Genomic DNA, 13,721 nt, shown 5'->3' on the forward strand with positions numbered 1-13,721 from the left:
TATCCGGCGTGGTCGATCTCAGCGGCTTCGCGGGATCGCGGAGCCGCTTTTTTGTCCGGTCCGGACTCTCCGCACTGATCGCAGTTTGCGTCGCACGTACCAAGCCGCGACCGAGACCAATAGCCAGGCAAGCGATGCGCCAACAAAAGCGACCGCGACGCTAGTTTCCGCCGCCAACGAGAAGACGATCGCAAAGGCCAGCATGCCCAGCGCGCCGAGCGCGGCGCCGGCCGAGTCGACCGCGGCCGCCATTTGCCCGCGGCGCTCCCCGGCCACGCCCGCATCCCGCTTGCGGCGGATCTCATGCTTCTCGATGAGCGTCGCGCTGGCGCAGAAGATCGCAGGAAGGCCGAGAAAGAGGCCTCCTGTGGACGCTCCATAGCGGCTGCTGATGAGACCGGTGAAGACGGTTGCGATGCCGCCTAATGCGAAGCGAACCAGATATTCGTACCAGCGGCCTTCCTTCAAAGATGAGGGCGAAAAGCGGATCGGGGTCATGCCTGCCCGCCAGCGAAAATCAGCAGTCCGAAGGCGACAATGAGCCAAACGGCGAGTGATAGCACGGTGGCGAGCAATGCTCGCATTCGCGCGCGAACCACGACGTGGCAGACGACGACACTATAGGCGGCGAGCGCGATCGCACCCGCAATCATGGCATGGGTTTGCAGAGTCGCGTAGCCCGGTCCGTGCTGATATACCGCGATCCCGAGCGTGGCGAGTGCAACCGAGGGCGCAGCTGCGAAGAGACCGGCGAAGCTCTTGGGACGTAGAAGATCTCCCAGCATCGCGAAGGCCGAGACCACAGCGCCTCCAATGAGAAAGCGCACGATGTGTTCTGTCATTTCGCCTTCTTCCAGAGTTTCAACAGTGGTCCGCCAGCGCCATAGACCGGATCCTTGCGCGGCACCGGCACCTTCGGGATGGTCTTCAACGCCTGCGCTCGCTCCTCCACAGCCGTGCATTCGTCGTACGTGCCCGCCGGCGGATAGGCGCCGATGACGAGGAAGTTGTCATCGGCCGAAAGGCACTGATGGCCGGTTCCGGCGGGCAGAATGGCGACATCGCCCGCCTTCAACGTAAAGATCCGCCCCCTGTTGCCGCCGAATCTCACGCGCCCCTTGCCGCGCCCAATGCCGAGCACCTCATGGATTCGAGAGTGATAGTGCACGTAATCGTAGACGCCGTCGCGCCAAGTGTCCCCCCATCCATTGGCCTCGAAAAGGTCCTCGATCACGGCCGCCGGGTCGTGGCGCCCATCCAGATCGACCGCACCGCGATAGATGATCAGCGGCCATCGCGGATGGTTAGGGACGAGACCATCGTCCTTGAAGCGAACCGTTTGGGGCTTGCGGGGTCGAGCAAGATCCGGAGCCCATCGCTTGCCCGGCCGCTTGAGACCGGTGACGCGCTCCGCATACTCCTTCAAGTCTTCAAGTATCGGCATGATCGGTTTCCTTCGATAAGCAGTCCGGGTAGCCAGTCCATAATCTCAGCAGGCGCTCGAGCACCGCTCCGAGCACGAAACCCGCGATGGCATCGCTCGCCCAGTGCGCCAGGACCACGATGCGCGTCAGCGAAATGCCGACGGCAAGCGCGCGAACCGCCCGGCGGGGACCGGCCGGCAGGACGCCGGCTGCGGATGCCAAGGCGCCCATGTGCAGTGCGTGGCCGGAGGGAAAGGCGTCGTTGCGCTTGCCCGAAAAAGAGACCCCGTGGACGTGCCCGATCACCGTCCTTCGGTCAGGACGCGTTTGGTCGAACAGAAGTTTCAAACCGTGGGGCAAAAGGGACGCTGCAACCGTGACCAGAAGCGTGTGGTCGCCGGCGCGCTGCAGCGCTTCGCTGCGTCCGCGCGAAGCAATCCAACCCGCCGCGGCGAGAAACAAAAGGACCTTCTCGTCGGCTCCCCAGGGTCAAGGCGCGGGCGATCTCCTCGGGGGCGGACGCGGTATTGCGCGCGATGGCGCGCGCGATCAAGACATCCGTCTTGGTGGGTCGAATCGTGATTGGAAAGCTTGACCCCGGGCGCAAACTTCGTCGAATTCTATTTGCCGTACGCATGGCTCCAACGATCGGAAACGTAGTGCCAGGGCCGCTCAGATCGTTCGGTCCTCTCCGGCGGCTTGCAGATGCGACAAAGGCGCTTGACCTGACAGTTCAGTTCAAGGTCCTCGCTCACCTACCCGGTCCTAACGCGTCTTCAGACTCTCACGGAGCGCATCTGCCCCGCTCCGGGCAGTTTCTCGCAGCCGCTCGAGAGTTTCGGTGCCGAGGTCATCGACTTCGGCCTTGAGCGTGTCGGCGGACTCGCGCACGCTCTGGGTTACCGCCCCTGCCCGAACAGTCAGGTCCTCTTTGACGCTGTCGCTGAGCTCACCTGCCCATTTGTTTTCGAGATCGGACGCACTGAACGCGCCCGCAACGGTCGCTCCGACCACCAAACCTATTGCGCCCAGCAGAAGCGGTTGTCTCTCGAGCAGATCCGAGAACGACGACTGGACCTTTGCGATCGTCTCCTTTCGGGGCAGCGCGTCGCCGAGCTTGCCCAAGTTTTCCCGCGCATAGGCAACACCCTCATCAAACCGATCCTTGGCCGCATCTGCTGCGCCCGCCACGACATCCGCCGCCGTGCTTTTGGCATCGCGCAAAGTGTCGCCCAAGTGTTGTGATGATCCGTTGTCCGTCTCCGGAGCGGTCGGCGGGCTGCTCGTGAATTTGGGTGCGCTCGACCGCAGATTGGTGCCAATATCGGCAAGTGGTGCCGTTGCCGCACCCATCGAAGTTGCCACGTTTTTCAGCCTCTCGTTACCCATCAAGAGCCACAGCGCGCCTCCTCCGATCAGCGCGGCGGCAAGCGGATTTTCCCGCACTGCTTCCCTCAGATTGTCCAAAAAACCTGATTGTGTGCCGCTCATCGCACCATTTCCTTCACGGTGTCCTTGTCCTTCTCTAGCTGACGCATCGTTTCACGAGGCGCCAAATGGCGGGCGTCCAGCCGGTTCATACCGACAGCAAACAACACGCCGGCAACCACTGCCGCAACGATCGCGGAGACAAGGTATGAAATCGGCTGCGACCAGCCGGCCGTGATCAAGGCCGCCGACAGGGCAAAAAGGGCCATGACGAGCGCCGGAACGACCAGGATGGCACCCGCCGCGAAGAAGCCGATGGCGCCGCCGACCCGCTGCATCTTCTCGCCGACTTCGGCCTTGGCGAGATCAACCTCGTTCTGAAAAAGCTTGGCGAACTGCGAAAGCGCGTCGCCAAAAAGGGTTGAGACCGCCCGAAGATCAGATCGAGTGTTCATGACGCACCCTCGCCATCCGAGGATGCCTTGCTTCCCGAGGCCTTGAAGAAGCGTATTGCTGCGAAGCCGGCGAGCACCGACAGTCCGAGAAAGGCGGCCGGCTGGCGCTTCGCAAAGTCGGACGCCCCGTCGACAAGGTCGCCGAAAGTTCCGTTGCGGACCTTCTCGCCGACGTCTTCGACGTAGTCAGCGGCGGAGTTGATTCCGCGTGCGGCAAATGGCGCGTCGCTGTCGAAAGCATGGGCGGCTTGCCGAATGTTTCCCGCGAACCGACTGAGGAAATCCGCTCCGGAGCGCTGCTGCTGTTCGGCTTTGTCCTGGAAGTGATCTGCGGCTCCCTCCGCCACGTCTCGTGCCGCGTCGGCAGCTTCCTTGAACTTGTCGCGCGCGACGTCCGTTGAGGCCCGCAGCGCGTCGCCTGCGCGTTGCCTGACCTCGCCGCCTGCATCGGCGATTTTGTCCTTCATAGTTTGCGAGGAGGTCGAGCCCTGCCCCTGAGAGGCAGCTTGTCGGATATGGCTTTCAAATTCGCTCATGACGGTTTCTCTTCAGTTCGAGAGGGATTAAATGCTGCCGTCACCATGTCGTCGGCCGCTTCCTTCAGCCTTTCGGACATGTCCCGGGTCATCCGGCTGGCGTGTTTGCCGAGATCCGCATCCGATACGCTTTTCGCAGCGGCATCGGCGGCCGACAGGACCGCGTCCTTGGCCGTCTCGAATCCCGACTGAGCCGCCCTGCCTGCCGCACGCTTGACGCCATCGCTCGCCTTGCCGATCGCCGAAGATTCCGCCCTCGTGTTGGGAAGCGAGGCCGCAATGATCGCTCCGATTGCGACGCCCAAACCGGCGATCAGGGCGGCGTTGTCGTGAAAGACCTGACGCACGGTTTCCGGTGCAGCGGTTGCCTTTTCGCGTGCAGTCGAACGGCCCCGATCGATGCTATCTTTTGCGGCGTCCGAGGCGGTTTCGATGCCTGCTTTCACTCGATCAACAGTCTGGGTCAGCCGGTCTTTCAGGTCGCCGGCAAGCGTGCTTGCGGTGGCCTGGGCTCCACGCGCTAGGTCGGCGGCCTCACGCCCCGTCGCGGATATCGCATCCGCCGTATCTTCCCCGAAGGATCGAGCGCGTTCGGCGGCCTCACCTGCTATTTCCGTGGCCTTTTCGATCGTGGGCGCCGCCGCCTCAACAGCGCGGCTGCGAACAGTCTTCGACGTCAGGGCGAGGCCGGCACCGATCATCAGAAGGGGAAGTGGAAAGCCCCGAGCCAGCCGCAGGAGGGGCACCGCAACCGCGGTTCCCGCAGCGATCGTCTGCATCGGGTTCTCCATAGCTTGCTGCTTCAGCGTGTCGCGCCAGCCTTGGGCTTTTCGGCCGACGAACTCGGAGACTTCTGACTTGATCCCTTGCGGAGAGACCTTGTGGCGAAGGTCTTCTGCAGTGTCGGTGATTTGTTCCCTTAGCCGATCGACGGTCGCCGCGAGTTGCGCCCGGCTCCGCTCGGACTCTTCTCTTAATTGCTCAACGGATCGCGTCATGGCCGTCACCGCCTCATCGTTCTTGTTTGAAGGCGAACTCAAGCCTTGTTGAATCGTTCCTCTGGGGGCTTGGCGGTCCGGTGCGTGCTCATCGGCGATAGCCTTGGTCAGTTCGGCGCCGAACAGAAATATCTGGGCGGAATAGTAGGTCCAGATCATCAGAACGATCAGCGCCCCGGCCGCACCATAGGGCGAGCTTGGCGCCGCCCGCCCGAGGTAGATGCCGATGAGGGACTTGCCGACCGTGAAGAGCACGGCGGTGACAAACGCGCCCAGCACCAGGTCGCGTCGGGGTATCGCCGTATCGGGCAGGACCTTGTAGATCGCTGTGAACAGTACCGTGAAAATGGATAGGGACACGACGGTATTGAGGATGACCAGCAGGACCTTGCCGCCGAACCAGCCCTGAAAGGCATGCCCGAGGGCCGATAGCGCGGCGCTCGCCGCCAACGACACCATCAGCATGAAACCAAGCGCAGCCACGAGCCCCAGGCTGGCCGCACGGGTTCGGATCAGCGACGAGACCGGCTCGTCGATCGGCTTGGCCTTAAACGTGGCGTTCAGCGCTGTGTGCATTTCGCCGAAGACACCTGAGGCCGTGATCACAACCGTGAGAACGCCAACGAGCGTCGCCAGAGTCCCGGAGCGCGGGTCGCTCGACCGCTCGAGGATGGACTTGATGAAATCGCCACCTGCGGGCCCGAAAAGCTGGCCAAGCTCGTGGCTGATCGCCGCGCGCGCAGCGTCCTGGCCGAATGCGAGGCCGGCGATTGCGACGACGATGAGAAGTACGGGCGCGAGCGAGGTCGCGGCATAGAAGGCAATCGCCGCCCCCCGGCTCAAGGCATCGTTGGCCACAAAACCGGAAACTGCCACCTTCAAAACCCGCCACAAGCGTCCCATGCGATTCTTTCATGGTCGATACGAACGGCACATGCTTGCGGCAACGACTAAAGGTCCTTGATTGTTTCCTTGAGTTGAGGGACGCAATGTCGCGAGGGAGCAAAGGTTAATCGTGGGCTTCTCTATGACTGGCCTCAGGCAAACCGTCCAAGAGTAGCTGTGGGCTTGGGCCTGTTACCCGGCCGGCCTTCGAGGACTGATGGTGGTTCGATACAGTGATGCCAAATCGACACCAATCAGATGACCTGCACTGGACGTGTCGTCAACTTGCTCCTACCCAATGTTCGGAACCAAGTCGGCGTGGCCAATGTTGACACGAAGCCAGTGGGCGCCCGGACGATGCACCCGCTCACCTTCGCCCCGCCCGCTTTTTCCTAGCAGCTTTCGTGACTGTTTTCTTGCCTGCGGTCCCACGTCGAGCTCTTGACTGAGTCGTTTTTGACCTCTTCGATGACTTCTTGGCGGTTTTCTTAGCTGTCCTTTTTCGCGTCTTCGTAGCGTTGGCTATTGTCGTCGCCACTTTCTTGACGGGCCTTGGCAGTCGCTTAGCAACCGCCTTTTTGGCTTTTCTTGAGGCCGCTTTAACAGCCGTTTCAGCAAGGGTCCCGGCGGCCTGCGCCGCTAAATCGGTCATTTGATCAATGATGGGCTTTCGCTCCTCAGGAGGGTTATCGCCTCCATTCCCGTGCGGCGTTTTCTCAGTATCCATGGCCGGCTCGTTGGGTCCACCGTCGTCGCTTCGATCACCACTCGGCAACGGTACCCGTCGTCAGATTTCGCCCTGCGTGACCGATCTGGACAATCAAGCCCAAACTAACCCATTTTGTTCCTGGAAGGCACTCGCACAAAAACCGCCCAGCCTTTCGCCACGCTTTCTTACGCCCGCAAAGTTGCTCGGCGGCGCGGTCAGCGCCAGCAACAGCCTTTTTCCATCGTGCCGCCCGGGCCCGGGCTATCGCCCTTCGATGAAGGAGATCCGATGAGCCACCACCAGCCCAGCCCAAGCGCGAGCGCTGGGCCGAATTAGCTCCGCACAAGACCGGCGGCCTTCAATGCCGCCGCGATGATCGGGCCGGGCGCAACGCGTGGCGACGGGCCGGGCAGCGCTGCGGGGATCTCCGGAACCGGAAGACCTGCGGCCTTGAAGGCCGCCGCAATGATGGCGTTGGGGTCGAGCGGGTAACGCGACTGCCGCTCTTCATCGTCAGCAAGCGAGGCTTCGGCCGAACCGTGCGCGCCTTCGGCGGCCGCTCCTGCGATGACAAGGGCGCCGCCATCATTCGCAATCTGGATAGTTGCTGACACGGGCACCGCGGCATCCGGCAAATCAACCCGGGATTTGTGCAGGCACCAGAAGCGTGCGATGTGATGCGTAGAGGAGATTCCCACATCAAGGAAAAATGCACCGGCAGAGCCGCAACTCTCATCCGTGGTCGTCGCGAGCGGCACGCCATGCGCCATGCCACTGATGGAGAAAGCCTCGATAAGGGCCTCGCCGTTTGGATCGCTCCAAACGCGGCGGGTGAAGCTCTCGGCGAATTCGTGATGCGAGGAATTCTCCGGAAGTCCGTGCACGTTGGTCCACTGCCGAACGATGTCGTCACCATTGCAAGATTTTACGATCGGATCGCAGGTGCCGTGCCATACAGAGATTTTCGGCCACGGCCCGCGATGTTTGGATGCCGCCCGCACGCGATCACCAAGCGCCTCTGCGGCATATCTCTGCTCGGTGAACATGGCCTCGAATGCTTGTTGAACGTTGTTAGCGCACCCATAGGGTAGTCCGGCAATAACGGCGCCCCCGGCAAAAACCTCTGGGTAGGTTGCGAGCATAGCCGACGCCATGGCCCCGCCGGCGGAGAGGCCGGTCACGAAGACTTTGCGGCGGTCGGTACCAAAAGCCGCAATGGCGTGCTCCACCATCTCTCGGATCGAAAGCGTCTCTCCCTCTCCGCGCGCGATGTCGCCAGGCAAAAACCACGAGAAACAGTTTTTCAAATTGTTGGCGGGCTGCTGCTGCGGATAGACAACCGCGAAGCGTAGGCTGTCAGCAAGCGACGACCAGCCGGTGCCGCGGTCATACTCGGCGGCGGTCTGAGTGCAGCCATGTAGCGCGATGACCAAGGGCGCCCCACGCGCCAGGTGTTTCGGCGCGTAGGCAAACATCCGAAGATTGCCGGGATTTGTACCGAACCTGGTCAATTCTCGCAGTCGGGTCGGGCGGTCGGCGGGCGCCCCGGCCGCGCTGTTTCGAGCCGCTGCAAGAAGACCTTCAAATTTGCTTCGAAGGCCTGAAGACGGGCAAGCATCTGCGGGAAATCGCGCATGGAACACCCTATTATTGCATTGCAAAAAACAATGTGCAGCGCAACATGGGCACTTGCGCGGTTGAGTCAAGAACCGCGCCGGTAATTTCGCTGGACGCAAGACTGCGTGCTTCATCGCGGTCCGCTGTCCATTGCTGACAATCTCCAACTACATCTGTTCTTCGCGCTCGCCGTGAGCGAATCCGACCGCATCAAGGCAAAACCTTACCGCGGCCCCGTGAGTGCGGTCAGAAGCTGGGCAGGCCAACCCTGTTCAGAGACCGCTCCACCGCCTTCGCCCAGAGCGTGCGGGCCATCGTGTCGCGCATCTGATCTCCCGCGCAGGCGCCGTCCACCTCGGCATCAAGACTGCAACCGGCGGTGAATGCCTGTCGATGACCGTGCGCCGCCTAATCAGCCGCCTCAACCTCGCAGGAGCCGCGCCTGACCACAATCAGTTCAGCGCTGCGCTCGTCAAGCTTAGGTCTGCAAGAAGCTGCCCAGTGGCGTGATGTCCAAGGGACAGGTCGAGCTTGCCAACAAGCTTCAGACCGATGATCGCAGCGTGCGCCGATGGCCGGTGGCCAGTGCCAGTGCCGACAACGATCGCAGCGCTTCCCAGTTTTGATGCTCAAGACCGGTCGCCAAGAGCGTGTCGAAGCGGTTTCCGTGGATCGTTGAGACCGCGCTCACGCTCCGCTAATCGCTTCGCGATCGATGGTGAAGCTGTGTTGCGCGGGGTTGACGGCTTATCCGATTTCGACGGCTGCTGTCCCGCAAGCACGATGCCGACGTTCAGTTCTATGCTTCGACATGCTGGCGGGCGGCGGCAACGATTACCGCGCGTCGCCGCTATCGCAGCTGACACGCCGGGTCGATGGCATCCACCTGGCCCCTGCGAGCACAGCGAGATGGTGCCGACCCATTCCGCCACGCTGCCTGATGGGGCTGGAGGGTCTGGTGGCGAACCATGCGCAGCGGGGCTAGAAGGCCGGGCGCTGTACCCATTGGGTGGAGGTCAAGACCCCCAAGCATCCGGCCTACCGCCGGGCAGATCAATCCACAGTCAGCGGATGAAACGCCAATAAAGCGCCGCGAGAATCCCGAATAAGCCGAACAGACCGGCAATTCCCAGTATCGATTCCATTCAGGTCTCCGTACATTTTCGACGCTCTGCAAAACGCGCAATGTGTTGGCGCGTTACCCGCATTTGACGACTGCGACTCCCAGGGCCTCAGGGAAGGACGAGCGCAAAAGCCCCTCACTATCACCGGCAACATGGCCAGCACGACGAGGAGAATAGTGAACAGGCGATCGTCCATGACCCGTTGAATGTACGCCTGGGTCGGGTCGTGATCTGTTCAGAAGTATACGTAGCCCTGATTTGGTTTATCGAGGTCAGCAGGTCACAAGCAATCGTCGTTGACGCTTTACGTTGCAAAGACTCATTGAACGCAACTGCCAATCACGGCTTCAGTGCGATAGGAACCAATAAAACTGATCAGCGTTATCGCGCGCTCGCAATGCTCTCTACCACTATCCCCGCCAAAGCAGGCGCCGCCTGCCCCACGTCGTGCAGTCAGCACACGGACGTCTGCACGACCAACTGCTACTGGACCTTTCATTACGTAGCGATTTTTAGAGCGTTCGGCCCGGCAGCGATGCCGGGCCTATTTCTTTGTCAGGTAGTCGCGGTGGTAAGCGTTTCAGCTCTTCCGGCTTTTTGGGAGCGTCTTCCATGCAGTGGACCAATCGAGGCGCTCGGGCCGAGTTCTTCGGCAAATTCCCGTCGGGCGGCCTGCTCTGGATCATCGTCACCATCTATTTCGCCCTTCGGAATAGACCATGCGCCATTGTCCTTCTTGCGCCAGAAAGGACCGCCGGGGTGGACGAGCAGGACCTCGAGGCCGCCAGCACCTTTGCTGTAGGCCAGGATGCCCGCGCTCAACATAAGTCTTCCGGACTTCGTTTTCTGCGTTGCCCCGTCCTGACAAGTTTCTTGATCGCGTTTATACCGGGCGGCGTTGACAAGGCGACGCCTTCAGCGCGCGCCCTGGGCTCTGGGATCGCGGCCGGCCAATGTTGCCTCAACATTTGAATTGCAGGCGCGCGTGAAAGTGGGCCACACCGGCCGCGGAAAGCCGACTTGCGGACTTCTTGGCATGCCCCTGCCCCGCCAGCCGAATAGCCTGAGGAATACCTGCGGCAGCGCTCTGTGGCCCACGATCGCCCTATTAAGGGGATAATTGCACGTCGTTCCACTCGCCGCAGATGGCTAATACCTCACAGATGCCAGGTCTCCACCGGAGCGGCCCAATCGGCTGGAAGTTCAACCGGGTCGCCCGCCGCCTCATTCCGTAACGGAAGGCGCTAGTTTTACTTCGGTGCACCGGAGTCGAATCGGCCCGTTGTCGTCACGTCGGCCTCGGTTGCGTCCGGCTGTCCCGCCGGATCGTCTTTGATAAATAATCAAAACCGGAAAAGTTTATGCGGATGACGGGGCGACTGGTTTGCGGAATCGGGGTGATCTGGACTTTGGAGGCCACCCCCTGGTTTCGCGATTGCGAATTTTGCGGACGGAAATTCTTTGCTGGGCCGGTTTTTACTGCAAACGCCCGAGACTTTTTCTCGGGGCGTTTATGGTTGCGAATTTAGGCGGCTGGTGTTTGGAGCGGATGGCGAGACTTCGGGGGCGCCCCCCTTTGACACAAACGGAAAACTTGCGGGCTAACGCGTGCGAGGGCGGCACTGGTGTGAGGGTTGAGCAGCGCTAGAGTGTGAGGTGGCCCCTACCCGGTCAGCCACGGCACCAGATCACCGCGACCAGCGTCGACGAGCACCTCGACAGGCACCCATTCCCACCTCCATTGGCCGGTGGTGGTGTCGCGCCCATAGGCGTGAAGGCTCTCGCCGTCGCATTCGTCTGCGTCCTCGATCGTATCGATATCGATCATCTCAATCTCCATTCGAGACCGATTTGCAGATTTGAAACCCATACGGATTCTCGGAGTGATCCGAAAAAATCGGGAGTGATTGCAAATGCTGCAAATCTGCAAGTGATTAGATAATACTTATATATATCATATACTTACACCTACTACACCACTTGCCAAACTCTTGCCATTTGCAACACCGTGGCACAATTCTCCGTACCAGCGCGTTGCAATTGCCGAGCTTTTGCAAGGGATTCTGCAAGTGCCACTCACCCGCTACCGGCGCGTGAAAGAACGAACCGCTTGCCGTCCGTCTTCTCGATCTCGCGGGTTTCCTGAAGCCTGAGGATCGCAGCATCAAACGTCCTGGTATCTGAGCCACTGATGCCTCGCCGCTTCAGCAATTCCGCTCGATACATGGAGCCACCGCGGCTGCTGCGAAGCGAAGACAGAATGGCCTGGCAGAGCTGCTCAAACTGGCTGCTAGACATATACTTATCGACGCCATCGTCGAGCGATCGAACGGACGCCGACATGATGGCGTGTGCCCACCGCACGTCCTCGACGTTGACTGACGGCTGCGAGGGGCTGCGGCTGAGCGCGCGTAAGGTGGCCAACCGGATTGCGTTCTCTGCCAATCGTCCAACAAGCCCGTCCCTGGTTTCATCGCGCTCAATTTCAGCTTCCTGCCAATCTTCGATAGCCAGCCACGCGGCTTCGGCCGCCTCATCAGCCCACGGGACTTCGTAGAGATGGGGCTGAACATCGGGCGTCCGCCAATTCCCCTGCGAGTTTGTGGATGGCCACGGGAACTTCTTCTGCGCTTCCTTGATCGCCTCCCGCAACGGCGCCGGCACCACCAGCCCGCCGTCGCGAGGGTTGCCGCGCTCCGGTCGCTTGGTTGGAGCAATAAAGACCATGCGGGCGGCAAAGCCATCTGATAGGTTCTTTTCCGACAACCCACCGTAAAATCGTGTTGGTGTCGACGTGCCGATGACAGTCAACGACGGGCAATGGATCGGCGCCCCGATCCGCTCGTCATCCATGGTTTCTTTGCCGAACCAGACACCGGTCGATTTTGAATATAACTCCAACATAGCTTTGCGAATTGTCGACGCCCAGTTCCCATTTCCTTTTGCGTTGATCGACTCCAGAACGTCACCAACTTCGTCCCAGGGCATTACGACGACCGGCTTGCGCCGCAGTATCTTCTCGATCGCACTGGCGCTGGATACCTCACCAGCACCCACGAGGAACGCCATGTCGGTATCCTGCAGCAACTTCACCAACCGCTGCAGCGGTGCCTCCTTGCCGAAGCCAGGGCCGGCGATGCCAGCCAGGTAGAGGTTCACGCCGCAACTGGTCGGGCCGATGACGCGCCGCCCATAGAACACGGACATGAAGGCGATTCCCGACATGACCGCAAACTCTGGTGACTTGCGCCGAGATGTATCGAGAATCCACCGAGAGATGTCCGCCATGAGACCACCACACGCCTCCGGGGTGAATGGATTCCCATCACTGCGAGGGCTCGCGGGAGACCGGATGTCATCGTTCGCCGGCTTCGGTAATGCTGTGCGGCCGGTGATGATCGCAACCGACTGCCGCTGCTCCCAACCGAGGTCGGCCGGAGTAACGTCCAGGCGCTCGCACAGCCAATCCGCTGCAGCCTTCGCGGTCGGCGCTCCACCGAATTCCCTGACCAGTTCAATCGGCGTTGCACCTTGTTCGCGGCCGAAGTCCTGAATCCCATCGGGGTGGACCGAGATATCCTCTTCGAGATTCCGGCCAAGTTCTTCGCTGGAGACTCGCCAAGCTCCTGTGCCGGGTTGGTGCTGCGCACCAGGGAATAGCGTTTTTACCCATCGGTCTGGCGACGCAATGGCCGCCGTGTTCACCCGCTGCCAGAACGAATCCTTGCCATGGGCGCGCCTCGTCTTCGGCTTCTCTTTCACTCTCTGTCCAAGGCCGGTAAGGATAGAGTCCGCCTCGGTGAGGAACGCGGCAATATCATCGTTGGAAATTGGAGGCAGGTCTGCGGGTTTGATATCCATCGGCGAGCCGTTCGCCCAAGTATACGGCTTGCCGGTTTCAACGTGATCGCCAAACGCAACGAACTGCTGGCCGTCGCGAAGAACCTCCACTTGGTGCTTTGCACCCTCGATCATGAACTCCGGCGTGACACTCTTGTCGCCCGGCTCGGTGGCGCGAAACAGGAATAGACATTTGGGCGCCTTGCCAGTGCGCCGCGGCGCTAACTCCGCTGCTGGCACAATCTCGGTCAGCCGCTCGATCAACTTTTCGCTTACGGCCTCAGTCGGTGCATCGATATCGATCGCAACCAAATCGTTCCCGCACAGAATGCCTGTGCGGACGTGGTCAGGATGTTGGCGAAGATATCCATCTACTTGGCTGGCCGTAATGCGCTTCTTCGCCCAGCCCGGAATGCGCGGGCCTTTATCGAGAACCGGAATATGATGGTAGCCCTGCTCACACAGCGAACGGCGGAGATCGGCGATGTCGTCGGTGTTCTTAGCTGCAAGTGCGTTCATTGTGCGACAGCCCTTCAACAGTGAGTTTTGCAATCTGGTTTGCTACGTCATGATCGAACGCACAGGTTCGACCGCGATCATTCGAGGGCCCGAAAGCCCGATAAGCGCCGTCTTCGGTGCGACTGACGCGCACGCCATAGATCCGCGTGCCCGGAGAGGGTTCAATATTGACATGCGCAAGCGTGC

At 60.9% G+C, this 13,721-nt stretch carries 12 protein-coding genes and 1 pseudogene; all 13 read right to left on the minus strand.

The window, feature by feature from the left end; genetic code table 11:
• Positions 1-18 precede the first annotated feature (18 nt).
• A complete protein-coding gene (locus tag JQ553_RS21825) occupies positions 19-498 on the minus strand; it encodes a DUF3147 family protein (protein WP_212502077.1) in 480 nt (159 codons plus the stop codon).
• Positions 495-842, minus strand: a complete 348-nt coding sequence (locus tag JQ553_RS21830) for a DUF3147 family protein (protein ID WP_212502078.1) — start codon at positions 840-842, stop codon at positions 495-497. Before JQ553_RS21830 ends, JQ553_RS21825 begins: the two co-directional genes overlap by 4 nt.
• Positions 839-1,444 carry a cupin domain-containing protein gene (locus tag JQ553_RS21835; RefSeq protein WP_212502079.1) on the minus strand — a complete coding sequence of 202 codons (606 nt, stop codon included), beginning with the start codon at positions 1,442-1,444 and terminating at the stop codon, positions 839-841. The genes JQ553_RS21830 and JQ553_RS21835 overlap by 4 nt, the downstream gene beginning before the upstream one ends.
• The gene (locus JQ553_RS21840) at positions 1,431-1,886 is read right to left on the minus strand and encodes a phosphatase PAP2 family protein (RefSeq protein WP_312015184.1); all 456 of its coding nucleotides are present in this window, start codon (positions 1,884-1,886) and stop codon (positions 1,431-1,433) included. The genes JQ553_RS21835 and JQ553_RS21840 overlap by 14 nt, the downstream gene beginning before the upstream one ends.
• 303 nt (positions 1,887-2,189) lie before the next feature.
• Positions 2,190-2,915: a hypothetical protein gene (locus JQ553_RS21845; protein ID WP_212502080.1), complete on the minus strand. Its 726-nt coding sequence runs from the start codon at positions 2,913-2,915 to the stop codon at positions 2,190-2,192.
• Positions 2,912-3,307 carry a phage holin family protein gene (locus tag JQ553_RS21850; protein WP_212502081.1) on the minus strand — a complete coding sequence of 132 codons (396 nt, stop codon included), beginning with the start codon at positions 3,305-3,307 and terminating at the stop codon, positions 2,912-2,914. The genes JQ553_RS21845 and JQ553_RS21850 overlap by 4 nt, the downstream gene beginning before the upstream one ends.
• Complete coding sequence (locus JQ553_RS21855; protein WP_212502082.1) at positions 3,304-3,843, minus strand: hypothetical protein; 540 nt, start codon at positions 3,841-3,843, stop codon at positions 3,304-3,306. Before JQ553_RS21855 ends, JQ553_RS21850 begins: the two co-directional genes overlap by 4 nt.
• Positions 3,840-5,744: a YhjD/YihY/BrkB family envelope integrity protein gene (locus tag JQ553_RS34585; RefSeq protein ID WP_249144508.1), complete on the minus strand. Its 1,905-nt coding sequence runs from the start codon at positions 5,742-5,744 to the stop codon at positions 3,840-3,842. The genes JQ553_RS21855 and JQ553_RS34585 overlap by 4 nt, the downstream gene beginning before the upstream one ends.
• Positions 5,745-6,093: 349 nt before the next feature.
• The gene (locus JQ553_RS21870; protein WP_212502083.1) at positions 6,094-6,453 is read right to left on the minus strand and encodes a hypothetical protein; all 360 of its coding nucleotides are present in this window, start codon (positions 6,451-6,453) and stop codon (positions 6,094-6,096) included.
• 314 nt (positions 6,454-6,767) lie between these two features.
• Positions 6,768-7,910, minus strand: a complete 1,143-nt coding sequence (locus JQ553_RS21875; RefSeq protein WP_212502084.1) for a PHB depolymerase family esterase — start codon at positions 7,908-7,910, stop codon at positions 6,768-6,770.
• A 1,842-nt stretch (positions 7,911-9,752) separates the two neighbouring features.
• Positions 9,753-10,001: pseudogene (locus tag JQ553_RS21880) on the minus strand (NUDIX domain-containing protein); the annotation flags it as partial.
• Between the two features lie 838 nt (positions 10,002-10,839).
• The gene (locus JQ553_RS21885; protein WP_212502085.1) at positions 10,840-11,004 is read right to left on the minus strand and encodes a hypothetical protein; all 165 of its coding nucleotides are present in this window, start codon (positions 11,002-11,004) and stop codon (positions 10,840-10,842) included.
• A gap of 248 nt (positions 11,005-11,252) precedes the next feature.
• Entirely contained in the window at positions 11,253-13,535 is a 2,283-nt protein-coding gene (locus JQ553_RS21890; RefSeq protein ID WP_212502086.1) for a bifunctional DNA primase/polymerase, read from the minus strand.
• Positions 13,536-13,721 lie beyond the last annotated feature (186 nt).

The sequence above is a fragment of the Bradyrhizobium lablabi genome (genome assembly GCF_018131005.1).
GTDB lineage: Bacteria > Pseudomonadota > Alphaproteobacteria > Rhizobiales > Xanthobacteraceae > Bradyrhizobium > Bradyrhizobium lablabi_D.